Origin of the sequence: Shinella sp. (assembly GCF_049651085.1) — a bacterium.
GTDB lineage: Bacteria > Pseudomonadota > Alphaproteobacteria > Rhizobiales > Rhizobiaceae > Shinella.
The window spans coordinates 21,264-46,586 of sequence record NZ_JBASBL010000014.1; the positions used below are offsets into that span (position 1 = coordinate 21,264).

22 protein-coding genes are annotated in these 25,323 nt (G+C 64.0%); 10 read left to right on the forward strand and 12 right to left on the reverse strand.

Translation table 11 applies throughout. The features are described from left to right. Window positions 1–118 precede the first annotated feature (118 nt). Entirely contained in the window at window positions 119–1,771 is a 1,653-nt protein-coding gene (locus WA950_RS08065) for an OFA family MFS transporter (protein ID WP_424551186.1), read from the forward strand. A gap of 71 nt (window positions 1,772–1,842) precedes the next feature. Here WA950_RS08065 and prmB read toward each other — a convergent pair whose 3' ends face one another. Further along, window positions 1,843–2,760 carry a 50S ribosomal protein L3 N(5)-glutamine methyltransferase gene (gene prmB / locus WA950_RS08070; RefSeq protein WP_424551187.1) on the reverse strand — a complete coding sequence of 306 codons (918 nt, stop codon included), beginning with the start codon at window positions 2,758–2,760 and terminating at the stop codon, window positions 1,843–1,845. Window positions 2,761–2,843: 83 nt separating this feature from the next. Between prmB and WA950_RS08075 the strand changes: the two genes are divergently transcribed. Continuing rightward, complete coding sequence (locus tag WA950_RS08075; protein WP_424551188.1) at window positions 2,844–3,656, forward strand: pseudouridine synthase; 813 nt, start codon at window positions 2,844–2,846, stop codon at window positions 3,654–3,656. Here the strand turns inward: WA950_RS08075 and WA950_RS08080 are convergent. Then, window positions 3,653–4,015, reverse strand: coding sequence for a DUF982 domain-containing protein (locus tag WA950_RS08080; protein ID WP_424551189.1), 363 nt, complete (start codon window positions 4,013–4,015; stop codon window positions 3,653–3,655). The two genes, WA950_RS08075 and WA950_RS08080, sit on opposite strands and share 4 nt — an antisense overlap. Before the next feature lie 196 nt (window positions 4,016–4,211). On the opposite strand from WA950_RS08080, the gene WA950_RS08085 reads away from it, so the two are divergent. After that, window positions 4,212–5,486 carry an efflux RND transporter periplasmic adaptor subunit gene (locus WA950_RS08085; protein ID WP_424551190.1) on the forward strand — a complete coding sequence of 425 codons (1,275 nt, stop codon included), beginning with the start codon at window positions 4,212–4,214 and terminating at the stop codon, window positions 5,484–5,486. An 8-nt stretch (window positions 5,487–5,494) separates the two neighbouring features. Next, window positions 5,495–7,435 (forward strand): MacB family efflux pump subunit, encoded by a 1,941-nt coding sequence (locus WA950_RS08090; RefSeq protein WP_424551191.1) that lies wholly within the window; start codon window positions 5,495–5,497, stop codon window positions 7,433–7,435. Here the strand turns inward: WA950_RS08090 and WA950_RS08095 are convergent. From WA950_RS08095 to WA950_RS08125, 7 genes are read right to left on the reverse strand one after another with little or no spacing between them, the layout of a single operon-like run. Then, window positions 7,422–8,795 (reverse strand): FGGY-family carbohydrate kinase, encoded by a 1,374-nt coding sequence (locus WA950_RS08095; protein ID WP_424551192.1) that lies wholly within the window; start codon window positions 8,793–8,795, stop codon window positions 7,422–7,424. The two genes, WA950_RS08090 and WA950_RS08095, sit on opposite strands and share 14 nt — an antisense overlap. Continuing rightward, window positions 8,792–9,115, reverse strand: coding sequence for an L-rhamnose mutarotase (gene rhaM, locus WA950_RS08100; RefSeq protein WP_424551193.1), 324 nt, complete (start codon window positions 9,113–9,115; stop codon window positions 8,792–8,794). The genes WA950_RS08095 and rhaM overlap by 4 nt, the downstream gene beginning before the upstream one ends. Continuing rightward, a complete protein-coding gene (locus WA950_RS08105; RefSeq protein WP_424551194.1) occupies window positions 9,115–10,131 on the reverse strand; it encodes an ABC transporter permease in 1,017 nt (338 codons plus the stop codon). The genes rhaM and WA950_RS08105 overlap by 1 nt, the downstream gene beginning before the upstream one ends. Further along, window positions 10,128–11,117, reverse strand: a complete 990-nt coding sequence (locus WA950_RS08110; RefSeq protein ID WP_424551195.1) for an ABC transporter permease — start codon at window positions 11,115–11,117, stop codon at window positions 10,128–10,130. The genes WA950_RS08105 and WA950_RS08110 overlap by 4 nt, the downstream gene beginning before the upstream one ends. A gap of 12 nt (window positions 11,118–11,129) precedes the next feature. After that, the gene (locus tag WA950_RS08115) at window positions 11,130–12,665 is read right to left on the reverse strand and encodes a sugar ABC transporter ATP-binding protein (protein ID WP_424551196.1); all 1,536 of its coding nucleotides are present in this window, start codon (window positions 12,663–12,665) and stop codon (window positions 11,130–11,132) included. Window positions 12,666–12,722: 57 nt separating this feature from the next. Next, on the reverse strand, window positions 12,723–13,718 hold the full coding sequence (gene rhaS, locus WA950_RS08120) for a rhamnose ABC transporter substrate-binding protein (protein ID WP_424551197.1): 996 nt from the start codon (window positions 13,716–13,718) through the stop codon (window positions 12,723–12,725). Between the two features lie 53 nt (window positions 13,719–13,771). Continuing rightward, a complete protein-coding gene (locus WA950_RS08125; protein ID WP_424551198.1) occupies window positions 13,772–14,584 on the reverse strand; it encodes a DeoR/GlpR family DNA-binding transcription regulator in 813 nt (270 codons plus the stop codon). A gap of 204 nt (window positions 14,585–14,788) precedes the next feature. On the opposite strand from WA950_RS08125, the gene WA950_RS08130 reads away from it, so the two are divergent. The 4 genes from WA950_RS08130 to greA all read left to right on the forward strand — a co-directional run bounded on the left by WA950_RS08130 (window position 14,789) and on the right by greA (window position 19,037). After that, window positions 14,789–16,885: a bifunctional rhamnulose-1-phosphate aldolase/short-chain dehydrogenase gene (locus WA950_RS08130; protein WP_424551199.1), complete on the forward strand. Its 2,097-nt coding sequence runs from the start codon at window positions 14,789–14,791 to the stop codon at window positions 16,883–16,885. 22 nt (window positions 16,886–16,907) lie between these two features. After that, on the forward strand, window positions 16,908–18,197 hold the full coding sequence (rhaI, locus tag WA950_RS08135; protein WP_424551200.1) for an L-rhamnose catabolism isomerase: 1,290 nt from the start codon (window positions 16,908–16,910) through the stop codon (window positions 18,195–18,197). Window positions 18,198–18,285: 88 nt separating this feature from the next. Beyond that, window positions 18,286–18,495: a hypothetical protein gene (locus tag WA950_RS08140; RefSeq protein WP_424551201.1), complete on the forward strand. Its 210-nt coding sequence runs from the start codon at window positions 18,286–18,288 to the stop codon at window positions 18,493–18,495. Window positions 18,496–18,554: 59 nt separating this feature from the next. Further along, window positions 18,555–19,037 carry a transcription elongation factor GreA gene (greA, locus tag WA950_RS08145; protein WP_424551202.1) on the forward strand — a complete coding sequence of 161 codons (483 nt, stop codon included), beginning with the start codon at window positions 18,555–18,557 and terminating at the stop codon, window positions 19,035–19,037. Between the two features lie 95 nt (window positions 19,038–19,132). On the opposite strand, the gene WA950_RS08150 is transcribed toward greA, so the two are convergent. Beyond that, complete coding sequence (locus tag WA950_RS08150; protein WP_424551203.1) at window positions 19,133–20,371, reverse strand: saccharopine dehydrogenase family protein; 1,239 nt, start codon at window positions 20,369–20,371, stop codon at window positions 19,133–19,135. A 34-nt stretch (window positions 20,372–20,405) separates the two neighbouring features. Next, window positions 20,406–21,506 carry a carboxynorspermidine decarboxylase gene (locus tag WA950_RS08155; RefSeq protein ID WP_424551204.1) on the reverse strand — a complete coding sequence of 367 codons (1,101 nt, stop codon included), beginning with the start codon at window positions 21,504–21,506 and terminating at the stop codon, window positions 20,406–20,408. Between the two features lie 528 nt (window positions 21,507–22,034). Here WA950_RS08155 and WA950_RS08160 point away from each other — a divergent pair. After that, the gene (locus tag WA950_RS08160) at window positions 22,035–24,275 is read left to right on the forward strand and encodes a heavy metal translocating P-type ATPase (RefSeq protein WP_424551205.1); all 2,241 of its coding nucleotides are present in this window, start codon (window positions 22,035–22,037) and stop codon (window positions 24,273–24,275) included. Continuing rightward, window positions 24,272–24,853 (forward strand): SCO family protein, encoded by a 582-nt coding sequence (locus tag WA950_RS08165; RefSeq protein WP_424551206.1) that lies wholly within the window; start codon window positions 24,272–24,274, stop codon window positions 24,851–24,853. Before WA950_RS08160 ends, WA950_RS08165 begins: the two co-directional genes overlap by 4 nt. Here the strand turns inward: WA950_RS08165 and WA950_RS08170 are convergent. Then, window positions 24,850–25,266, reverse strand: a complete 417-nt coding sequence (locus tag WA950_RS08170) for a MerR family transcriptional regulator (protein WP_424551207.1) — start codon at window positions 25,264–25,266, stop codon at window positions 24,850–24,852. The two genes, WA950_RS08165 and WA950_RS08170, sit on opposite strands and share 4 nt — an antisense overlap. Window positions 25,267–25,323 lie beyond the last annotated feature (57 nt).

Sequence of the window (25,323 nt, forward strand, 5' to 3'; positions counted from 1 at the left end):
CGGTGCCGGATGTCTGCATGGAGGATGTGGAGTTCCAGAACGCCGAACGGCAGATTTCACCTGTCTCCCGCGCAACGAAAGTCTTCGCATCCGAGGGGTGCGCTGCGGAGGAGATTCAATGACCGTATCAACCGAGACCTATGCCGGAACGTATTCCGGCAGTATCCTCGATCGGGAGCGCATCATCGCGAAACCCGGTTTCAACCGCTGGCTCGTTCCGCCGGCAGCGCTTGCCATCCATCTGTGTATCGGCATGGCCTACGGCTTCAGCGTGTTCTGGCTGCCGCTGTCCAACGCGCTCGGCGGGGAGCAGCCGGCCGCCTGCGCCGACATGTCGCTCGTCTCTGCGCTTTTCACCACGAGCTGTAACTGGCGCGTCTCGGATCTCGGCTGGATCTACACGCTGTTCTTCGTCCTGCTGGGCTCCTCGGCCGCCATCTGGGGCGGCTGGCTCGAGCGGGCCGGCCCGCGCAAGGCCGGCGTCGTCTCGGCGGTCTGTTGGTGCGGTGGTATTGCCGTTGCCGCGCTCGGCGTCATGAGCCATCAGCTCTGGCTGATGTGGCTCGGTGCCGGCGTCATCGGCGGTGTCGGCCTCGGCCTCGGTTATATCTCGCCGGTCTCGACCCTCATCAAATGGTTCCCCGACCGGCGCGGCATGGCGACCGGCATGGCGATCATGGGCTTTGGCGGCGGCGCGATGATCGGTGCACCGCTTGCCGACATGCTGATGAACACCTTCAAGGGACCGGATGCCGTCGGTGTCTGGCAGACCTTCTTCGTCATGGCGGCGATCTATTTCGTCTTCATGATGGGGGGCGCCTTCGGCTACCGCATTCCGCCGGCCGGCTGGCGTCCGGAAGGCTGGACGCCGCCGGCAAACACCAAGTCGGCGATGATCACCGCGCACCACGTCCATCTGCGCGATGCCCACAAGACCCGGCAGTTCTGGCTGATCTGGGCCGTGCTCTGCCTCAACGTTTCGGCCGGCATCGGCGTGATCGGCATGGCCTCGCCCATGCTGCAGGAAATCTTCGGTGGACGCCTTATCGGCCAACCGGAGCTGTCCTTCACCCAGCTGGCGGCCGAGCAGAAGGCGGCGATCGCTGCGATTGCCGCCGGTTTCGCCGGCCTGCTTTCGCTGTTCAACATCGGCGGGCGCTTCTTCTGGGCCTCGCTCTCCGACAGGCTGGGCCGCAAGAACACCTACTATACGTTCTTCATTCTCGGCATCGTGCTCTATGCGCTTGCCCCGACGGCGGCGCATATGGGTAGCCAGGTGCTGTTCGTCGGCATCTTCTGCATCATCCTGTCGATGTATGGCGGGGGCTTTGCGACGATCCCGGCCTATCTGGCGGATATCTTCGGCACGCAGTTCGTGGGCGCAATCCACGGCCGGCTGCTGACCGCCTGGGCGACGGCCGGCATCATCGGCCCGGTCGTGGTGAACTATATCCGCGAGTTCCAGATTGCCGCCGGTATCCCGCGCGAACAGGTCTACGACTTCACCATGTATATCCTTGCCGGCATGCTGGCGCTCGGCCTCATCGCCAATGCGCTGGTCCGCCCGCTTTCGGAGAAGTGGTACATGAAGCCGGAAGAAGTCGCCGCGCTTCAGGCAAAGAGCGCGGCCGCGGATGTCGGCCCGACCGGCTCCTTCGGCATCGGCAAGGGCAGCCTTGACGGCAAGGCGGCGCTCGCCTGGGCGGTCGTCGGCATTCCGATCGTCTGGGGCGTATGGGTTACGCTGCAGAAGACGGCCGCTTTGTTCTAAGGCGGACCACAGACGAAGAAGCCCCCGGCGCAAACCGGGGGCTTCTTGCATTCGAGCCTATGGGCGTCGCGTCAAACCACGCCGAGCGCCTCGGCGGAGATCCAGAAGACCGCCTCCTGGGATTCGGCCGTTTCCAGCCAGACGAAATCGAGATGGGGAAATTCCTCTTCGAGGATTTCGCGACCCGAGCCGATTTCGCAGATCATCCCGCCGTCCGGGTTGAGATGGTTCGGGGCTTCGATGAGGAGCCTGCGGACGAGATCGAGCCCGTCCTCGCCGCCGTCATGGGCCATGACCGGTTCGGCGCGGAATTCCGGCGGATAGCCATCGAGCGCCTCGCTGTCGACATAGGGCGGGTTGGTGATGATCAGGTCATAGGTCTTGCCCGCGAGTGGGGCGAACAGGTCGCCTTCGTAGAGGGTGACCTGATTTGCGACGTCGTGCTCTGCGACGTTGAGCTTGGCAACCTCCAGCGCATCGGCGGAGAGATCCACCGCATCCACCTCGGCATTGGGGAAGAATTTTGCGGCAAGAACCGCAAGGCAGCCGGAGCCGGTGCAGATATCCGCGGCGCTTTCGACCGACAACGGATCGGGCAGGAAGGACGAGCCGTTCTCGCCGAGATATTCGCTGAACAGGATTTCGCCGATATGCGAGCGCGGCACGATCGCCCGCTCGTCCACATGGAACCGCACGCCCTGGATATAGGCGCGGCCCGTCAGGTAGGCGGAAGGCTTGCGGGTGGAAACGCGGGCCTCGATCCGCTCGGTGATGAGCCGGCGCTCTGCCGGCAGCAGGCGGGCGTCGAGAAATGGATCAAGGGCATCGATCGGCAGGTCGAGCGAATCGAGCAGGAGAAACGCAGCATCGTCGCCGGCCGTCGTCGTGCCGTGGCCGTAGCTGAGGTCGGCTGCGTTGAAGCGGGAGATCGCGTAGCGCCAATAGTCGCGCAACGTGACGAGTTCGCTTGTAATATCGCCTTGGGTCAATGGCGTCTCGCGTTTGAGGAATTTTAGCTGGACGATCTCGGCTTTAAAATGTCAAGGGCCTTTGGGTCAACTGGGGAAACGACATGAAGAGCAGCCGAAAACCGCTCAAACCGACAGCCGGCCGCAAGGCGGCCGCGCCCGCCGGCGGCAAGCGGGTGACGCTGGCGCGCGCGCTCTCCAAGCTCGGTTTCTGTTCCCGCACGCAAGCGGAAGAACTCGTTCGTGCCGGACGCGTCGCCGTCGAGGGCAGCATCACCACCGATCTGGAAACCTGGGTCGATCTTGCGAGCGCGGTTATCGCGGTAGACGGCAAGCGCGTCGCGGCGGAAAAACGCGTCTACCTGATGCTGAACAAGCCACGCGGCCTCGTCACCACGCGGCACGACCCGGAAGGCCGCCCGATGGTCTTCGATTGCCTCAAGCATCTCGACCATGCGCATCTGTCGCCGGTCGGCCGCCTCGACAAGGCGAGCGAGGGGCTGCTTCTCTTCACCAACGACACGGAATTCGCCCAGACACTGCTCGACCCCGAGACCCATGTGGCCAAGACCTATCACGTCCAGATGGACCGGCTCGCCGATCAGCAAATGCTGGCCGCCATGGTGAAGGGCGTGCAGCATGACGGCGAATTGCTCCGCGCACGGCGCGTGCGGACCGTCCGCAAAGGCGACCGGAATTCATGGATCGAGGTGGTGCTGGACGAGGGGAAGAACCGCCACATCCGTCGCATGCTGGAGGTGATGGATATCGCCTGCCTGCGTCTGGTGCGTGTCGCCATCGGCAACCTGCTGCTGGGCGATCTGGAAAAGGGTGCGGTTCGCCCGCTCTCGAGCGAAGAGGTCGAAGACCTGCGCCGGCTCTCCGCCTCGGCAATGCGCGCCGGTCGCGAGCGCTAGGACGGCCACCAGAAGCGCCCATGCGAAATTGGAGGGGTGTCGTGCAGCACGCTCTCGGCCAGGGCCTGCTCAATGCCGGCCTCGAACAGATCGGCCTCGGCATGGCAGCGCGCCGTCACGAGCGCTAGTTGCGCTTCGCGCACCGCCGTCATGAAGCAGAGATAGGCGGCGCAATCGCTTATCTCGCCTTTCAGCGCCTTGGCGCATGACTGGACGGCGATGCGGTAAAACGATGTTCTCTGCCCCGTCCAGTGTTCGAGCAGGTAGCGGGCCGCGTCCTCGGTCGACTGGACGTGCATACACGCATGTGACGTGTCGTCGATCTCGATCGTGATGATCTTGCCCCAGGATTGCGCCATTTTCCTCTCTCTCCTTATTCTAATTTAGTAGGCTGAGATTCTTGAGCGAGGCTTGCCGGCGCGGCGCCATGGTCCGGCCGGAGGCACCGAACATTACAGAAATATAATGATCCCAAGGGGTTCTCCTCAGGCCCTTCCGGTGTCACATGTCAGTGAAAGAGACGCGAGAGGCACGGCCTCGACCTGTGGAACGCCGATGACCAAGACCGCACGACCGAAAATGGATGAAAAGCCCGCCGAAGAGGCGAGCCGCGCGAATGTCACCTTCATGCCCGGTACCGTGCCGCCCGCCCGCCGCAAGCGACGCTCGCGTGCCTGGATATGGTTGCCGGTCATCGCCATCCTCGCCGGCGCCGGCTATTTTGGCTGGCGCGCCTATGCACCGGCCGAGACGACGGCGGCGGTCATCACGCAGGCGGTCGTGCGCGGCGACATCGAGAATGCGGTGACGGCCGTCGGCACGCTGGAGGCGGTGAAGTCCGTCGATGCCGGCGCGCAGGTCTCCGGCCAGCTCAAGGCCTTGCACGTCGCCATCGGCGATACGGTGACAAAGGACCAGCTTCTCGCAGAGATCGATCCCGCCACCATCGAGAACCGCATCGAGATCAACCGGGCGGAACTTGCCAATCTTCAGGCGCTTCTCGAATCCAAGAAGGCGCAGCTTACCTTCAGGCAGGCGAGCATCGCCCGCCAGCGCAATCTCGTGGCCGGCAATGCCGCCGCCCAGCAGGCGCTCGACCAGGCGGTCGCCGACCTTGCCGGGGCGGAGGCGGACGTCAACGCCACCGAGGCACAGATCCGCAAGCAACAGGCGACGCTTGCCGGCGACGAGGTCGATCTCGGCTACACCAAGATCTACGCGCCCATGGCCGGAACCATCGTTGCAAGCCCGGTGAAGGAAGGCCAGACGCTCAACGCCGCCCAGACCGCGCCGACCATCGTCACCATCGCCGACCTTTCGACCATGACCGTGCGCGCCGAGGTTTCCGAGGCCGATGTCGGCCGCCTCAAGGCGGGGATGGAGGCCTACTTCACGCTGCTCGGCCAGCCCGGCAAGCGTTTCAACGGCAAGCTCCGCCAGATCGAGCCGACGCCGACGGTCGAGAACAATGTCGTGCTCTACAATGCACTGTTCGACGTGCCGAACCCGGAGGGCGAGCTGATGACGTCGATGAGCGCACAGGTCTTCTTCGTGCAGGCGGCGGCGCGCGACGTGCTTGTCGTGCCGGCCGGCGCGGTTTCGATGAAGCGGCCTGAAGGCGGCGGCAAGCCGGCGGCGGAGGTGACGGTGGTTGCTGCGTCGGGCGCGCGCGAGGTGCGGGCGGTCGAGACGGGCGTCCGCAACCGCGTCAGCGTCGAGGTGAAGAGCGGGCTTGCGGAAGGCGACCAGATCGTCGTCACCGCCGGCGGCAATCCGGCGGACGGCAACAGGAATTCCCGGCGCGGCATGCGTATGCCGTCGATGTTCTGAGGGCGACCATGACGCCGCTCATCTCGCTCAGGGACGTCACCAAGACCTTCTACAACGGCGACTTCGCCGTCGAGGTGCTGCATGGCGTCTCGCTCGATATCGAGGCGGGGGAATTCGTCGCCATCATCGGCCAGTCCGGTTCCGGCAAGTCGACGCTGATGAACATTCTCGGCTGTCTCGACCAGCCGACATCGGGCGACTACCTGATCGACGGCGAGCCGGTCGCCGATTTCGAGAGCGACGATCTTGCGGCGCTGCGCCGGCGCACCTTCGGCTTCGTCTTCCAGAGCTACAATCTCATCCCGACCGCCAGCGCCCGCGAAAATGTCGAGGTGCCGGCGATCTATGCCGGCCTTCCGGCGCGCGACCGGCAGGAGCGGGCGGAAATGCTGCTCGGCTCGCTGAAACTCGGTGACCGTCTCGACCACCGTCCGAACCAGCTTTCCGGCGGCCAGCAGCAGCGCGTCTCCATTGCCCGGGCGCTGATGAACGGCGGCCGCGTCATCCTCGCCGACGAGCCGACCGGCGCGCTGGACAGCCAGAGCGGCGAGGAAGTGATGGCGCTCCTGCGCCGGATGCATGAGGACGGCCATACGATCATCCTCATCACGCATTCGCACGAGGTGGCGGAAGCCGCCGACCGGCTGATCGAGATCCGCGACGGCCGCATCATCGCCGATCGCTCCCGCAAGGCCCGCCCGTCCTCGGAGGCGGCGGCCGGCCTGCAGGCGGCGGTGAAGGAAGGCTCGGCGGCGCTCGCCGACATTTCCGAAGCGATCAAGATGGCCTTCCGGGCGCTGCACGCCAATCTCTTCCGCACCGTCCTGACGCTGCTCGGCATCGTCATCGGCGTCGGCTCCGTGGTGGCGATGCTGGCGATCGGCACGGGCGCGCAGAATTCCGTGCTCGACCGCATTTCCGCCATGGGCTCGGATCTGCTTCTGGTGCGGCCCAGCATGGCGAATTTCCGCGGCGGCGGCAGCGCGCCGGTGACGCTCATTCCGGCGGATGCCGATGCGATCCTCGAACTGCCGAACGTCGCCTTCGCCGTGCCGGAAATGACAAGTTCCGTCACGGTGCGCTACGGCAATATCGACTACCAGACGACGGCCAACGGCACGGTGCCGGCCTTCCCGCGGGCAAAATCCTGGGCAGTCGGCTCGGGCGAGTTCATCAACGCCGACGACATGGACACCTATGCGCCGGTGACCGTGCTCGGCCAGACGGTGGCCAAGACGCTGTTTCCCGATGGCGGCAATCCGCTCGGCCAATATGTGCTGGTCAACAAGATCCCCTTCCAGGTGATCGGCGTGATGGCCGAGATGGGCGCCAGCGCCGGCGGCAACGACCAGGACGATGTGATGCTCGTGCCGCTTTCGACCGGCAGCATGCGGCTCTTCGGCCAGCGCAATGTGCGCACCATCACCGTTCAGGTGCAGGATGCATCCGCCATCGACCTGACGCAGGACGCCATCCAGTCGCTGCTCGACGAGCGGCACAAGGCGCAGGATACGCAGATCACCAACATGTCCTCGGTGCGCGAGGCCTTCACCGAGACCTCGAACACGATGAAGCTCTTCCTCGGTTCGGTTGCCGCCATCTCGCTTCTGGTCGGCGGCATCGGGGTGATGAATATCATGCTGGTGAGCGTGCGCGAGCGCACCCGCGAGATCGGCGTGCGCATGGCGACGGGCGCGCGGCGGCGGGATATCCTGCTGCAGTTCCTGATCGAGGCGCTTGTCGTCTCGGCCATCGGCGGCGCCATCGGCGTGGTGCTGGGGCTTTCGGTCGGGGGGATCGCCCAGGCCTTTGGCATGCCGGTCAGTTTCACCCTCGGCCCCGTCGCGCTCGCCTTCGCCTGCTCGTTCCTGACCGGCCTCGTCTTCGGCTATCTGCCGGCGCGCAACGCCTCGCACCTACAGCCGGCCGTGGCGCTCAGCGCGGATTGACGGCCTCAAGCCATTCCGCGCGGTAGGCGTCCAGTCCGGGAATGGCCGGTGGTTCGACCCGCGTTTCCGGTGCTGAAACCGGCTTGATGCCGGTGAGAAGCGACGCGCCTTGGCTGGTCCCCGTCGAACCCGCAACGGCGATGACCGGGCGCTGCGTCAACGCGGCGAGCACATTGAGATAGAGGGCGTTCGTCGCAAATGGGCCTTCGACGATCGTCGGTCCCCTGGCGCCGATCAGGCCCAGACAGGCCTCGTTCATCAGCGCGAGATAGAGGCAGGCCGCGGCATGGCGCTCGGCGGCGCTAGAGCCTTCCGCGTTCACCCATTGCCGTTCACTGCCGGGGAAGGGGCCGGAGCCTGGCGCGACATTCGGCGTAAGCATGAGCCTTTTCGCAAGGACGGCAGGCAGCGCCGCGCGACTGTCCTCCTGTGCTACCGTGCCGATTTCCGCCGACAGGATCTCGAATTCCCGCCCGCCCATGAAGCGGGAGGAGGGCACGGCGCGGCCATAGGCATCGACATTGGCAAGCGCGTCGCGCTGCGGATCGAGATGGTCCAGATCGCCGCCGACCGCGAAATTGATCACCCATGTGCCGGTCGAGACGACCGCGAAGGGGGCTTTGCGCGCCACCAGATGCGGCAGCAGCGAGGCGTTGGAATCATGGATGCCGCAATAGACCGGAACCGAGGTGCCGATTGTCGCGGCAATCTCCGGCAGGACAGGGCCCAGCGCATCGAAGGCCGAACGGATCGGTGCCATGAGCGGGCGGATGGCGAGCGCATCGACCAGCGAGGAATAGTCCCCTTCCTGCGGGTTCCATAGATCGGTGTGGCAGCCGAGGGACGTGACTTCGTTTGCCGCAACGCCCGTCAGCCGCGCCGCCCAGTATTGCGGATAGGCGACGATGCGCGCCACTCCGGCGAAATCTTCCGGAAAGGCGGTCCTCTGGTAGTGCAACTGCGCGCCGACATTGAGGCCCATCGACAGGCGCGGTGAACGGGTCTCGCCGAAGGCGGGGCGAAGGGCGTCATAGGCGTCGCGGATCGCCTGCGGATAGTCGTGCTCGTAGTCGAGGACGGGCAGCGCGAGCCTGCCATCGGCATCGAGCAGGGCGGCCGATGCGCCGTGCGTCGTGATGGAGATGGCGTCGAAGCCGGGTTCCCGCACAAAGCGCCTGAAGGCATCGAGTGTGAAGACCCAGAGCGCTTCCACGTCGTAGTGCGGGTAGGGTCCGTCCTTGAGCACGGTATTGGCCATGCGGGCGACGGCGATCTCGGCGCCCGTCGCGGCGTCGAGGACGACCACCTTGGCATTGGTCTTGCCGATGTCGAGAACGGCGATGCGGGAGTAGGCGGTCATGGCATGTGGAAGACGGGTACGAGGTTGCTCTGGACGGGAGAATTGTCCGGGTTCGTCTCCATGATATCCGCCATATGCGCCCACCAGCGCCTCATCACCGGATGCTCCGGCAGCGAGGCCATCGTGTGGTCCTTCGGCCGGGTCAGGATGCCGAAGAGAATGCCGGTTTCCGGGTCGAGATGGATCGAATAGTCGGAAGCGCCCGCCTCATGCAGCAGGGCGACCAGCTCGGGCCAGATTTCGTCGTGGCGCTTCCTGTATTCCGCCTCCATGCCGGGGTGGAGCTTCATCTTGAAGGCGTGTCTTTCCAGCGTGCGCATCAGGCTTTCCTCGCATGCTTGATCCGGCGTGCGATGATCGGCAGCGCGATGGTGACGATCAGCAGCAGGCCGATGAAGATGGACATGACGATGCCCGGCACGTTGAGCAGGCCGAGGCCGAAGGTGACGAGGCCCATGACGAAGGCGGCGATGACGACGCCGGCAATGGTGCCCGCCCCGCCGAGAATCGAGACGCCGCCGAGCACGACCATGGTCACGATCTCCAGCTCCCACCCTTGCGCGATGGAAGGACGGGTGGAGCCGAGGCGGGAGGTCAGGCAGACGGCGGCAATGCCGCTCATCAAGCCCGTCAGCAGGAACAGGATGAACTTCACCCGGTCAACCGGGATGCCGGAGAAGCGGGCGGCCATGGCATTGTTGCCGATGACATAGACCTGGCGGCCAAAATTCGTCCGGTGCAGCAGCACGCCGAAAATGAAGGCCATGACGAGGAACAGCACGAATTCGAAGGAGAAGACCCAGAAGACGTAGCCCTGGCCGAAATAGGCGAAGTCGGCTGGATATTTGCCATAGGCCTGATCGCCGAGCACGATGTAGGAGATGCCGCGGAACAGGCTCATCGTGCCGATGGTGACGACGATCGACGGCAGCTTCAGGCCGGCGACGAGCAGGCCGTTGAACGCGCCGCAGGCAAGGCCGGTGCCGATACCGATCAGAACGAGGCCGGGCGTGCCGACACCCATCTGCACCGCCGCGCCCATGGCGGTCGAGGCAAGCGCGATGATCGCTGCGACCGACAGGTCGATCTCGCCGGCGATGATCAGGAGCGCCATGGCGAAGGCGATCATCGCCTTCTCGGTGAAGTTGAACGTCGCGTCCGAAAGGTTCCACGCATCGAGGAAGTAGGGGGAGGCGAGCGAATTGGCGATGAAGATGACCACGGCGACGCAGAACAGCAGCACCTCCCACCTCGCGAGAAGCCGCTTCACCGGCGTGCCGAGCCGGTCGGGGATCTGGCGGCGGGTTGTCGTCTCGCCGGTCGTAGCGGTGCTCATGCCAGCGTCTCCTTGGCGGCGCGGTCGCGCAGGATGATACGGCCCTTCTTCTTCTCGGCGCGGGCGTTGAACACCACGGCAAGGACGATGACCACGCCGGAAATCGCCATCTGTGCGAAGGGCGATATGCCGATGACCGGCAGCGCATTCTTGATGACGCCGAGGAAGAGCGCGCCGAGCACGGTGCCGATCACCGTGCCGATGCCGCCGGCAATGGACACCCCGCCGATAACGGTGGCTGCGACGCTGTCCAGTTCGAAACCGGCGGCGATGTCGACATAGGCGACCGCGTAGCGCGATACCCAGAGATAGCCGGAAAGGCCGGCCAGCGCGCCGGATAGCACGAAGGCGAGGAAGCGCGCGCGGCCGACATCGATGCCGGCATAGACGGCCGCCGTCGGGTTGCCGCCGGAGGCATAGGTCGAGCGGCCGAAGGGCGTGCGGGTCAGCACGAACCACATCATCAGCACGATGGCGATGGCAACCCAGGAGAGGATCGGCAGGCCGAGCACCGGCAGGCGCGGCAGGTTTAGGAAGTCGGGCGTCATCTGGTGGGCGTTCACCCAGCTGCCGCCGGACAGCACGAAAGCCATGCCGCGATAGATGGTGAGCGTGCCGAGCGTCACGACGATAGGCGGGATCTGCAACAGCCAGACGAGGAAGCCGTTGATCGCCCCGAGCGTCGCGCCGATGCCGATGGCGAGCACGATCAGCAGCGCCAGCGGCAGGCCGGGAAAGGCCGCATCCAGCATGGCGACGGCCATGCCGGTGAAGGCAAGGTTCGCGGCGACCGAAAGGTCGATCGATTTCGTCAGGATCACCGTCATCTGGCCAAGCGCCAGGATGATCAGGATCGACGTGTCGTTGAAGATGTTGGCGAGGTTGCCGGGGGCGGCAAAGCCGGTCGCGCGCGTCGCAAAGCCGGCGATCATTCCAAGGATGATCAGCGCCAGCAGGAGTTCGCGGTTCTTGAAGAGACGCTGCATGGTCATTCGCCCTTACGCATTGCCGGTCGCCGCGCGCACCAGCGTTTCCGCCGTCATGCCGGCGCGCTCGTGGATGCCGGCCATCAGGCCCTCGCGCATCACCATGACGCGGTCCGACATGCCGAGGATTTCCGGCAGTTCGGAGGAGATCATGATGATCGAAAGGCCTTCGCCGGCCAGTTCCGAGATGAAGGCATGCACGGCGGCCTTGGAGCCGATGTCGATGCCCTTTGTCGGCTCGTCGAGGATGATGACCTTCGGCTTCGTGGCGAGCCACTTGCCGATCACCACTTTCTGCTGGTTGCCGCCCGAAAGTGTGCCGACCGGTACGGAGAGCGCGGCGGCGCGAAGATCCAGCCGCTCGGCATATTTGCGCGCCAGCGCGAATTCGTTGATCGCCTTCAGGAAGCCGCGCGCCGAGGTGCGCGCCAGCGACGGCAGCGACATGTTCTGGTAGATCGGCATTTCGAGCGCCAGGCCATGGCGGCCGCGCTCCTCCGGCACATAGACGATGCCGGCGGCAATGGCGTCGGCGGAGGAGCGGATCGATATTTCGCGGCCGTCGAGGAATGTCCTGCCCGAGGCGGGAACCGTCATGCCGAACAGCGACTGGCAAAGTTCCGAGCGGCCCGCGCCGATGAGGCCGTAGACGCCGAGGATTTCGCCGCGCCGGAGATCGAAGGAAATGTCGCGGAATTCCGTGTCGTGGCAGTAGCCCTCGACCTTGAAGACGGTCTGGCCGATCGCAACGGCGACCTTGGGGAAGACGTCATGCACGTCGCGGCCGACCATCAGCCGCACGATTTCCTCCTGTGGCGTCTGCCTGAGCCTGCCGCCGCCGACCATGCGGCCGTCGCGGAAGACGGCGTAGTTCTCGGCGATTTCGTAAAGCTCATCGAACTTGTGGCTGATGAATAGGATGGCCTTGCCCTGTTTCTTCAGGTTTTCGACGATGCGGAAGAGGTCGTCGATCTCCTTGCGCGAAAGGGCGGCCGTCGGCTCGTCCATGATGACGATGCGCGCCTCGACCGAGAGCGCGCGGGCGATCGCCACCAGATGCCGCTGGGCGATCGAGAGGTCCTTCAGCTTGATCGTCGGGTCGATGTTGCTTTCGAGCTGCTGCATCAGCGCGCTGGCGCGCTCGTTGATGGTCTTCCAGTCGATGAGGCCGAAGCGCGTGCGCGGCGCATGGCCGAGAAAGATGTTCTCGCCGACCGTCAGTTCGTCGAACAGCACGGTCTCCTGATGGATCGCCGTCACGCCGGCGTCGATGGCGGCCTGGGCATTGGCGAAGGTCACCGGCTGCCCGTCCATGACGATCTCGCCCTCGTTCGGGCGGTAGATGCCGGTCAGGATCTTCACCAGCGTCGACTTGCCCGCGCCGTTCTCGCCGATCAGCGCCGTCACCTGACCGGGATAGAGCGCGATGTTGACGCCGTCGAGCGCCTTCACGCCCGGAAAGATCTGCGAGATGCCGCGCATCTCCAGAATGGGCGTGACCATCGCCTCGGCCTTCTCGGCAATCATGGAGGATGCAAGGCTCGTCATCAAATACACCGGATAATGGAAAGGCCCGGCGGCCGCAGCCGCCGGGAGCGCGACGGATCAGAAGATCTTGGCGAACTCTTCGACGTTCGAGGCATTGTAGACGAACGGATCGGCCATGGCGGCTTCGCCATTGTCGCCGATCTTGATCGAACCCATGCGGCCGGCCTGGATTTCCGAGCCCGGTGCGCCGTCGGTGTCACCCTTCACGAGGTGATAGGCGAGCTGGGTTGCGGAATAGCCGAGGTCGATCGGGTTCCAGATGGCGAATTCCTTGGTCGCGCCCGACTTGATGGCACCGGCCATTTCGGAGGGCAGGCCGAGGCCCGTCACGTAGACGTCACCGATCTTGCCGGCATCCTTGACGGCCTGCGAGGCGGCGAGAACGCCGACCGTCGTCGGCGCGACGATGACCTTGACGTTCGGCTGCGAGGTGAGCAGGCCGTTGGCTTCACGGTAGGACTTGTCGGCAAGGTCGTCGCCATAGACGGTGGTGACGAGGTTGAGGCCGGCGAAATTGCCGATCTGCTTCTTCATTTCCTCGATCCAGATGTTCTGGTTGGTCGAGGTCGTCGTTGCCGACAGGATCGCGAAGTCACCCTTGCCGTCCGGCAGGTGGTTCTTGACGAGCTGCAGGCACATCTTGCCGATCAGTTCGTTGGAGGACGGGTTGAGGTGCAGGATGCGGCCTTCCGGTGCAACGCCGGAATCCCACGAGATGACCTTGATGCCGCGCTGCTGGGCCTTCTTGAGCGCGGGCACGACGGCATCCGGGTCGTTTGCGGAAATAGCGATGGCGTCGACGCCCTGGGCGATCAGCGAGTTGATGACTTCGATCTGGCCTTCGGCGGTCGTCGTCGTCGGGCCGGTATAGATGATCTCGACGCCGCCGAGTTCCTTGGCGGCTTCCTCGGCGCCCTTGTTGGCGGCCTCGAAGAACCCGTTGCCGAGCGACTTGACGACGAGGGCGATCTTCATGTCGGCGGCGCTGGCCGAGGACATCATGGCGACGAGCGCCAGCGCGGCGCCGGCGAGCAGTTTCGTGGACAATTTCATGGTCTTCCTCCCAGTGTTGAAAACAACGTCACTCCTCCCGGCCGCAGTTTCTTCTAGGCTGCCGAGGTGGAATCCTCCTTCTCGGCCGAAGCCATGGGCTTGACCGTAATGAGCCTTATGCCGGCATGGTCGACCATCGCGGCCGCCTCGTCCGTAATCCTGTCGTCGGTGATGATCGTCGTCACATTCTCCAGCGGGCAGAGAATGAGGCTGGAGCGGCGCTCGAACTTGCTGGAATCGACCATCACGATCAGCTCTTCCGCCTGCCGCATCAGCTTCTGCTCGCTCTGGATGACCAGAGCGTCCGCTTCCATGATGCCGAGCGCATTGACGCCCTGTGCGCCGATGAACATGCGCCGCGCATAGAAATTGCGGATCGCGTCATTGTCGAAGGGCGAGAGGATCAGGCTCTGGTCGCGGTAGATCGCGCCGCCGGGAACGCTGACCGTGCATTTGGAATGCTTGACCAGATGTTCGGCGATGGCGAAGGAATTGGTCATTACCTGCAGACGGCGGGCCGACATGAAGTGCACCATCTGGAACGTCGTGGTGCCGCCGTTGATGATGATCGAGTCGCCTTCCTCGCAGAGCTCGACGGCGCGGCGGGCGATTGCGCGCTTGCGATCGATGTTGATCGATTCGGAAACCTTGAACGGACGCGCCGCCAGATTGCCGAGCTGCGGCGGATGCACGGCCTCGGCGCCGCCACGGACACGGCGCAGCTTGCCCTGAACGTGCAAGGCGGCGATGTCGCGGCGGATCGTGGCTTCGGATGCCTCGGTCAGTTCGGCGATATCCTGCACCGTCACGACGGGCTTTTCCTGGATGGCGCTCAAAATGATGCGATGGCGTTCACGTTCGTGCATGGTGCTCCTCCTAAGTACGACTTATTCGCATTTGCCTTAACGTGTCAATCATAAACGATCAAAAAGGGACATTGTGCGCTGCAATATGATCTTTAATGATCAAAATTGATTGACAATTCTGCTTGTTCTACGCCATAGCTCGGGGTGAAGGAGACGGGAGGCCGTGCTTGGTGTCCCGCACATTGACAAGCTAGGGAGGATATTATGACGGGTCAGTCCCGCCTTCTCGAAAACCGTTGGGATGACGCCTATGCAGCAGGGCTCGACGAGCCGGGCAAGCTGCTCTATCGCTCCAACCTCCTCGGCGCCGACAAGCGCATCACCAATTACGGCGGCGGCAACACGTCGGCCAAGGTGCTTGAAACCGATCCGCTGACCGGTGAGAAGGTCCGCGTCATGTGGGTGAAGGGTTCTGGCGGCGATGTCGGCACGATCAGGCTCGATGGTTTCTCCACCCTCTACATGGACAAGCTCGAGGCGTTGAAGGGCATCTACAAGGGCGTCGAGGACGAAGACCGCATGGTCGGCTTCCTGCCGCACTGCACCTTCAACCTCAACCCGCGCGCCGCCTCGATCGATACGCCGCTGCACGGTTTCGTGCCGTCTGCACATGTCGACCACATGCATCCCGACGCGATCATCGCCATCGCGGCTTCGAAGAACTCGAAGGAACTCACGGCGCAGATTTTTGGCGCGGACATCGGCTGGCTTCCATGGCGTCGCCCCGGCTTCCAGCTCGGCCTTGACCTCGAAGCCTTCGTCAAGGCGAACCCCAAGGCCAGGGGCGTCGTGCTCGAAAGCCACGGCCTTTTCACCTGGGCGGATGACGCCAAGGACTGCTACCTGCTGACGCTCGACATCATCAACAAGGCGATCGATTGGTTCGCGCGGGAGACGGACGGCAAGACGATCTTCGGCGGCGCGGTCGGGACGAGCCTCGGCGAGGCCGAGCGCAGTGCCGTCGCCGCGAAGCTGATGCCGGAAATCCGCGGCCGCATCGGCAAGGGCGAGCGTAAGCTCGGCCATTTCGACGACCAGCACGCCGTGCTCGAATTCGTCAATTCGAAGGATTTGAAACCGCTCGGCGCGCTCGGCACGTCCTGCCCGGACCACTTCCTGCGCACCAAGATCCGCCCGCTGATCGTCGATTTCGACCCGGCGAAGCCCGACGCCGACGCGGTGATCGCCGGCCTCGACAAGGCGCTGGAAGACTACCGCGCCGACTACACCCGCTACTATGAAGCCTGCAAGCACGACAATTCGCCTGCCATGCGTGATCCCAACCCGGTCATCTTCCTCGTACCGGGCGTCGGCATGCTGTCCTTTGCCAAGGACAAGGCGACCGCGCGCATTGCCGGCGAGTTCTATGTCAACGCCATCAACGTGATGCGTGGCGCTTCGACCGTTTCCGAATATCAGGGCCTGCCCGAGCAGGAGGCCTTCGATATCGAATACTGGCTGCTGGAAGAGGCAAAGCTCCAGCGCATGCCGAAGCCGAAAAGCCTTGCCGGCCGCGTCGCGCTCGTCACGGGCGGTGCCGGCGGCATCGGTCGCGCGACTGCCGAGCGACTGGCGGGCGAGGGCGCCTGCGTCGTGCTGGCGGATATCGATGAGGGTGCGCTGGAACAGGTCGGTGCGGATTTCGCGAAGAAATACGGCGCCGACGCCGTGCGCACGCGCAAGCTCGATGTCACCGACGAAGCAGGGGTGATCGCCTCCTTCGCGCAGGCCTGCGTCGAATTCGGCGGCGTCGACATCCTCGTCTCCAATGCCGGTATCGCCTCTTCCGCGCCCGTCGAGAGCACGGAACTGTCGATGTGGAACAAGAACATCGACATTCTCGCGACCGGTTATTTCCTCGTCTCGCGCGAGGCGTTCCGGCTGTTCCGCCGGCAGAATCTCGGCGGCAACGTGGTCTTTGTCGCGTCGAAGAACGGCCTTGCCTCCTCGCCGAACGCCTCGGCCTATTGCACGGCGAAGGCGGCCGAAATTCACCTCGCGCGCTGCCTTGCGCTCGAGGGCGCAGAAGCGGGCATCCGCGTCAACACGGTCAATCCGGACGCGGTGCTGCGCGGCTCCAAGATCTGGGATGGCGAATGGCGCGAACAGCGTGCCGCATCGTCGAAGATAGAGGTGGACGACCTGGAGGAGCATTACCGCAAGCGTTCGATGCTGAAGCTGAACGTCTTCCCGGAGGACATTGCCGAGGCGATCTACTTCCTGGCATCCGATCTTTCGGCAAAATCGACCGGCAACATCATCAATGTGGATGCCGGCAACGCGCAGAGTTTTCCGCGCTGATCCGCGTACAGGGGAGGATGGAATGGTAGAGTTCAAGATCGCGCAGGATTTGATCGCGCAGGAAAACGACAAGCGGGCGAGGGCGCTCAAGGAAGATTTCGATGCGCTCGGCGCCAGCCTTGCCCGCCGTGGCATCGACATCGAGGCCATTACGCGCAAGGTCGAAGAGTTCTTCGTCGCTGTGCCCTCCTGGGGCGTCGGCACGGGCGGCACGCGTTTTGCGCGCTTCCCCGGCACCGGCGAGCCGCGCGGCATCTTCGACAAACTGGATGACTGTTCGGTCATTCACCAGCTGACGCGCGCCACGCCCACCGTCTCGCTGCACATTCCCTGGGACAAGACGGACGTTCAGGACCTGAAGGCCAAGGGCGATGCGCTCGGCCTCGGTTTCGACGCGATGAACTCCAACACCTTCTCCGATGCGCCCGGTCAGGCGCATTCCTACAAATACGGCTCGCTCAGCCATACGGATGCGGCAACGCGCGCCCAGGCGGTCGAGCACAATCTGGAATGCATCGAGATCGGCAAGGCCATCGGCTCCAAGGCGCTCACCGTCTGGGTCGGCGACGGCTCGAATTTCCCCGGCCAGAGCAATTTCACCAAGGCTTTCGAGCGCTATCTCGCGTCGATGGCGGAGATCTACAAGGCGCTGCCGGACGACTGGAAGCTGTTCTCCGAGCACAAGATGTACGAGCCGGCCTTCTATTCGACGATCGTGCAGGACTGGGGCACCAACTATCTGATCGCGGAGACGCTCGGCCCGAAGGCCCAGTGCCTCGTCGATCTCGGCCACCACGCGCCGAACACCAATATCGAGATGATCGTCGCGCGGCTCATCCAGTTCGGCAAGCTCGGCGGCTTCCACTTCAACGATTCGAAGTACGGCGACGACGATCTCGATGCCGGTGCAATCGAGCCCTACCGCCTGTTCCTCGTCTTCAACGAACTGGTGGATGCGGAGAGCCGCGCCCAAGGCTTCCACCCGGCCCATATGATCGACCAGTCGCACAACGTCACGGACCCGATCGAAAGCCTGATCAACAGCGCGAACGAAATCCGCCGCGCCTATGCGCAGGCGCTTCTCGTCGACCGCACGGCGCTCGCCGGCTATCAGGACGACAACGATGCCCTGATGGCGACGGAGACCCTGAAGCGCGCCTACCGCGCCGATGTCGAGCCCATCCTTGCCGAGGCGCGCCGGCGTGCAGGCGGCGCGATCGATCCGGTCGCGGCCTATCGCGCCAGTTCCTACCGCCGGAAGGTTGCAGCGGAACGCCCGGCTTCTGCTGCCGGTGGCGGCGGCATCATCTGATCCGGACGGCTGGCGCCATGAATTGTCGCCAGCCGGGAACATCCCCGCGCATGCGGGGTTTCTCCCTGTGCCTTGAAGGGAGATCGAGATGAACGAGCAATTCAATATCCAGCTGCATTTCGACGTTTTGAGCTGCCGGGCGCTAATGCGTTGCGAGGGCCGGGACTATGTCCTGCCGGATACCTATCCGAGCCGCGAGGCCGCCGAGGCGGCCGCAAAGAAATTCGCATGGGAAAAACTCGGAGCGTTGAGCCGGCGCGGCCGCAAGCCTTCCGACCTCGCCGTCTGGTTGCGGTAGCAATTGCGCGCGAACTTCCGTAGATATGGAAGGGTTTGAGAATAATACGGAGTTCAGATGTGAGCGTCGCATTCGTCAAGGAAGAGAGCGCGGAAACCGCAGCGGAGACCCAACTGCCGGACCGTCCTGTTTCGCCCCATCCAAACCTTGTGACGGAGGTGGGCCTGAAGGCCCTGGAACGACAGCTGAAGGAAGCGCGCGAGGCCGTCGATGCGGCCAGCACGATCGAGGACGTCAACGAGCGCCGCCGCCAGACGGCAGGCCCCGGGCGTGATCTGCGCTATTTTTCCGAAAGGTTGCACACCGCCCAACTGGTGCCCCCGCCGGCATCGAACGAGGTGGTCGCCTTCGGCAGCACGGTCACGTTCAACCGGGATGACGGGCGCGTGCAGACCTACCGCATTGTCGGCGAGGACGAGGCCGATCCGCGAGCCGGATCGATTTCCTATGTCTCGCCGGTCGCGCGCCTGCTCATGGGCAAGGCGGTCGGCGATGTCGTCACCGTTGGCGAGCAGGAACTGGAGATCGAGAAGATCGTCTGAAGCTTGTGGCGCAAATCGCATGGCGGTTTGCGTGAGGACATGCGCAGTATCAGGATGCGCCGGCCGCGCGAAGAGCGCGGCCGGCGTTTTGATGCTTAGAAGCTGACGGCGCGGTCGCCGTCCTCGTCCTGGATGCGGGTGGGCAGGCCCATGCCGTTGAGCAGGTTGATGAAGGGCTTCGGCGGCAGTTCTTCCACGTTCGCCATCTTCTTCACGTCCCACTCGCCGGTTGCGACCAGCATCGCGGCGGCGACCGGCGGAACGCCGGCGGTGTAGGAAATGCCCTGCGAGCCGACTTCCTCATAGGCTTCCTTGTGGTCGGCCACGTTGTAGATGAAGACGGTCTTTTCCTTGCCGTCCTTCATGCCCTTCACGTAGTCGCCGATGCAGGTCTTGCCCTCGTAGTTGGGCGCAAGCGAAGACGGATCCGGCAGGACTGCCTTGACGACCTTGAGCGGCACGACTTCGAGGCCCTCGGCGGTCTTGACCGGCTGCTCGGACAACAGGCCGAGGTTCTTCAGCACGGTGAAGACGTTGATGTAGTGATCGCCGAAGCCCATCCAGAAGCGCACGTTCGCGCCATCCATGTTCTTGGCGAGCGAATGCACCTCGTCATGGCCGCACAGATAGGCCTTGCGCGTGCCGACGACCGGCAGGTCGAATTCCTTGCCGATTTCGAACATCTGGTTCGTCTGCCACGCACCGTTCTGCCAGGAATAGACGACGCCGGTGAATTCGCGGAAGTTGATTTCCGGGTCGAAGTTCGTGGCGAAGTACTTGCCGTGACTGCCGGCATTGATGTCGACGATGTCAACATCGGTCACCTTGTCGAGATATTCGTCCTTGGCGAGCTTGGCATAGGCATTGACGATGCCCGGATCGAAGCCGGCGCCGAGGATGGCGGTGATGCCCTTCTCTTCGCATTCGGCAGCGCGCTTCCACTCGTAGTTACCGTACCACGGCGGGGTCTCGCAGATCTTGCCCGGCTCTTCGTGGATGGCAGTGTCGATATAGGCAACGCCGGTATCCATGCAGGCGCGCAGCACCGACATGTTGAGGAAGGCGGTGCCGACATTGATGACGATCTCGGACTTGGTCGACGCGATCAGCGCCTTGGTCGCCTCGATGTCGAGTGCGTCGAGCGCGTGGCCTTCGAGCACGCCCGGCTGCTTCATCGCCTTCTTCTCATGGACCGAAGCGATGATCTTGTCGCACTTCGCCTTGGTGCGCGAGGCAATGTTGATGTCGCCGAGTACGTCATTGTTCTGGGCGCACTTGTGCGCGACGACCTGTGCAACGCCGCCGGCGCCGATGATGAGCACGTTCTTCTTCATTTCGGGGAATGTCTCCTTCTACCCGTTCGATGCCTCACGAGAGGCTTTCTTCGTAGTCCGCATAGGTGAATTCGCGGACGGTGTTGATGGTGCCATCGAGTTCGCGGATGGCGATCGCCGGCATTTTCACGCCATTGAACCAGTTCTTCTTGACCATTGTATAACCGGCGGCATCCTGGATGGAGATGCGGTCGCCGACGTTGAGTTCCTGCTCGAAATTGAACTCGCCGAAGATATCGCCGGCCAGGCACGACTTGCCGCAGACCATGTAGCGGTGCGGCCCGGTGTTCGGGACGAGCTTGGCGCTTTCGCGATAGATCAGGAGGTCCAGCATGTGCGCCTCGGTGGAGCTGTCCACGATGGCGAGGTTCTTGCCGTTGTTGAGCGTGTCGAGCACGGTCACCTCAAGCGTCGTGGACTTGGTGATGGAGGCTTCGCCCGGCTCCAGATAGACCTGCACGCCGTAGTCGCCGGCAAAGCGCTTCAGCCGCTCGGCGAACTTTTCCAGCGGATAGTTTTCACCGGTGAAATGGATGCCGCCGCCCAGGCTCACCCATTCGGCCTTCTTCAGCAGCGGTGCGAATTTCTCCTCGATCGTGCCGAGCATGCGGTCGAACAGGTCGAAATCGCTGTTCTCGCAGTTATTGTGGATCATGAAACCGGACACGCGGTCCATCACGGCCTCTACCTGTCGCACATCCCATTCGCCAAGGCGCGAGAAGGGCCGGGCGGGGTCCGCAAGGTCGAAGCTGGAAGAGGAAATGCCGGGATTGAGGCGCAGGCCCCGCACGATGCCGGCGGCCTTGTCGCCGAAACGGTCGAGCTGGCCGATCGAGTTGAAGATGATCTTGTCGGCATGGCTGACGACTTCGTCGATCTCGTAGTCGGCATAGGCGACGGAATAGGCGTGCGTTTCCTTGCCGAAGCGCTCGTGGCCGAGGCGCACCTCGTTGAGCGAGGAAGAGGTCGTGCCGTCCATATAGTCCCGCATGAAATCGAAGGTCGACCAGGTGGCAAAGCATTTCAGCGCCAGGAGCGCCTTGGCGCCGGAAAGCTCGCGCACGCGCGCCACCTTCTCCATGTTGGCGAGAAGCTTCGACTTGTCGATCAGGTAGTAAGGCGTAGTGAGGGACATGGAGGGCCTGTGTTCTTGCGGTGGAATGGCCGCCGGCCGAAGCCGGAAACGCAATGGAAACGCGAAAAAAAGAGGCGCAAACCTCCTGCTTCGCGTGGTTCGGGAAGAAACCGATGGTTACGGTATCGTCGTCCGGACACGGCGATATGACAGCGCTTTCGCGCTGTTACCTCGTTCGCGGTGTCGGATCGGGGAAAACGCGCGCAGGCGCAATGTCTTCACCGGCCGGGCAATGCCGGTCGGCTTGACGGCGTGAAAGCCGGACAGTGCCGCAATGGCACGGGTCGTAATGCGTTCTTCCGTTCGGGGGGCGTCTACCAAGACCATCCCCGATTGGAAGAGGGCGTCGCAAGACATGGCGTCCCCCCCAACCAGCAGATGAAACCTGCAATAAGTCGGGCTCTCTAGCACAGGCAGGTGGCAGATTTCAATGCGACTCTTCGGTCAGAATTTTTCTGAATTTGGCCCTTGCACCTCTAGTCACTAGAGGTCGTAGAACATCCTCACGAGAATAAAGAGGAATTTGCGATGTCGGATGTGAAAGAGACGCGTTTCAGGGTGGAGGGCATGGATTGCGGCTCCTGCGCCAAAAAGATCGATACGGCGGTGCGCCGCATGCCGGGGGTCTCGGATGTTTCCGTTTCCGTGACCGCCGGCACGATGCGCGTGCAGCATGACCCGGAAAGCGACCTTGAGGCGATCCGCCGCAAGGTGTCGGGCCTTGGCTACAAGGTGACGCCCGGCGCGGCTGTCGCGGCCGAAAAGCCGGCGGGAAAGCACGAGTACGGCCCCGGCTGCGATCATGACCATGACCATGGCCACGGGCACGACCATGCGCACGGTCATGATCACGCGCCGAAGGCGGCGGCCATCGAAGGGCTGCACGGCCATGACCACGGTCCGTCCGAGGGGCCGTGGTGGAAGGGCAAGAAGGGCCGCCTGACCATCTTCGCCGGCGCGGCGCTGGTGATCGCCTACGGGCTCGGCCACCTGTTCCCGGCTATCGAGACCTATGCTTTCGTCATCGCCATGTTCGTCGGCCTCCTGCCGATCGCGCGCCGCGCCATCATGGCGGCCTTCGCCGGCACGCCGTTCTCCATCGAAATGCTGATGACCATCGCCGCCGTCGGCGCGGTGATCATCAATGCGACGGAAGAGGCAGCGGCGGTCGTGTTCCTCTTCCTCGTCGGCGAGCTGCTGGAAGGCGTCGCCGCCGGCAAGGCGCGCGACAGCATCCGCTCGCTCTCCGCCCTCGTGCCCAAGACCGCGCTGCTCGAAACGGACGGCCAGACGACGGAAGTGCCGGCAGAATCGCTTGCCGTCGGCGCGGTCATCCTCGTGCGCCCCGGCGACCGGATTTCCGCCGATGGCATTATCGTCGAGGGTGACAGCGCCATCGACGAGGCGCCCGTCACCGGCGAGAGCACGCCGGTCCGCAAGGAAGTTGGCGATACGGTGTTCGCCGGCACGGTGAACGGCGACGCGGCATTGCGCGTGCGCGTTACCGCCGCCGCTGCGGACAACACCATCGCCCGCGTCATCAAGCTGGTCGAGGAAGCGCAGGAATCCAAGGCTCCCACCGAGCGCTTCATCGATCGCTTCTCGAAATACTATACGCCCGGCGTGGTGGTCGTTGCCGCACTCGTCGCGATCATCCCGCCGCTGTTCTTCGGCGGCGTGTGGAGCGAATGGGTCTACAAGGGCCTTGCCGTTCTGCTGATCGGTTGCCCCTGTGCGCTCGTCATCTCGACGCCCGCCGCCATCGCCGCGTCCCTGTCGGCCGGCGCCCGCCGTGGCCTGCTGATGAAGGGCGGCGCGGTTCTGGAGGGGCTCGGCAAGCTCACCGCCATCGCCTTCGACAAGACCGGCACGCTGACGGAGGGCAAGCCCAAGGTCACCGACGTCGTCGCCTTCAGCGGCACGGATCAGGAAGTTCTGCGCCTTGCCGCCGCGCTCGAGGCTGGCTCCAGCCACCCGCTGGCGCTCGCCATTCTCGGCAAGGCCGCCGAAGACGGCATCGTACCGCCCGTGGCAAGCGGGTCGCGGGCGCTCGGCGGCAAGGGCGTCACGGCGATCGTCGAGGGCAGGGACATCTTCCTCGGCTCGCCGAGGGCGGCTGCCGAACGGGTGACGATTTCCGACGATATCAAGGCTGCCACCACGGCGCTCAACGACGATGGCAAGACCGTCTCCATGCTGGTCGTCGACGGCGTGCTCGCCGGGGCCATCGCCATGCGCGACGAGCCGCGTCCCGATGCCGCCGCCGGCCTCAAGGCCCTGAAGGATGCCGGCATCAAGACGATCATGCTGACGGGCGACAATGCCCGTACGGCAAGGGCCGTCGGCGCCGAACTCGGCATCGAGGTGCGCGCCGAGCTGATGCCGGAAGACAAGCAGCGCATCGTCGGCGAGCTTCAGCGTGAAGGGTTCGTCGTCGGCAAAATCGGCGACGGCATCAACGACGCTCCGGCGCTTGCGGCCGCCAATGTCGGCATCGCCATGGGTGGCGGCACCGACGTGGCGCTCGAAACGGCGGATGCCGCGATCCTGCACGGCCGCGTCGGCGACGTGGCGCTGATGACGGACCTTTCCAAGCGCACCATGCGCAATATCATGGAAAACATCGTCATCTCGCTCGGCCTCAAGGGGGTCTTCCTGGTGACGACCGTCGTCGGCATCACCGGCCTCTGGCCGGCGATCCTCGCCGATACCGGGGCAACGGTGCTCGTCACGCTGAATGCGCTGCGCCTGCTGAGGCCGATCAAATGATGCAGCGCAGGACCCTCATCGGTCTTGCCGGCAGCTTTCTTGCCGGTGCCGCGATCGTCGCTGTGACGGTCGCGGTAAAGGCGCCAGCATCCGGCACGGCAAAGCAGCGGGTTTTCGAGCTGCGGACCGTCGATGGAACGCCTTTCCGTTCGGCGGATCTGGCGGGAAAACCCTACCTCATCTTCTTCGGCTTCACCCATTGCCCGGATGTCTGTCCGACTGCGCTCTTTGAACTGACGGCATTGCTGAAAGATATCGGCCCGGCGGCGGATCGCATCACGCCGCTGTTCGTCTCCGTCGATCCGGAGCGGGACACGGCGGAGCTTTTGAAGCTCTACATGACCTCCTTCGATCCGCGCATCGTCGCGTTGCGCGGCGATGCCGAGCAGACGAAGGCGGCGGCGGATGCCTTTTCGGCCTATTACCGGAAGGTGCAGACGGCCTCGGACAATTACACGATGGATCACACCGCCGGGCTTTTCCTCATTCGTGCGGACGGCAGGCTGCAGGGCATGCTGGACATGCACGAGCCACGCGAAAACCAGCTTGAAAAGCTGCGGCGGCTTGCAGAATCCTAGTCGTGGTCGTCGTGGCAGAGGTCGTGGTTGGCAAGCGCCCGGATGACATAGCAATCGCTGATCTGGTCCGAATGGCAATGGCTGGTGATGCGCTCCAGCTCGGCCTCCAGCTTGCGCAGCCGGTCGATCTTGCGGCGCACCGTTGCAAGCTGCTCGGCCGCAATGCGGTCGGCATCGTGGCAGGGGCGCTCGGGGTGCTGGCTGAGTTCGATCAGTTCACGGATGGAATCGATGGTGAGGCCGAGATCGCGGGCATGGCGAATGAAGGCAAGCCGCTCGCGCTCATCGTTGGAATAGCGTCGCTGGTTGCCCTCCGAGCGTTCGGCATGGGAGAGAAGGCCCATCTGCTCGTAATAGCGGATGGTCGGGACCTTGACGCCCGTGGCCTTTGAAAGATCGCCGATCGTCAGCATCGCTTGCCCTCATCGAATGAACTGCACAACAGATGTGCCGGAAGCGTGGGCAATTCA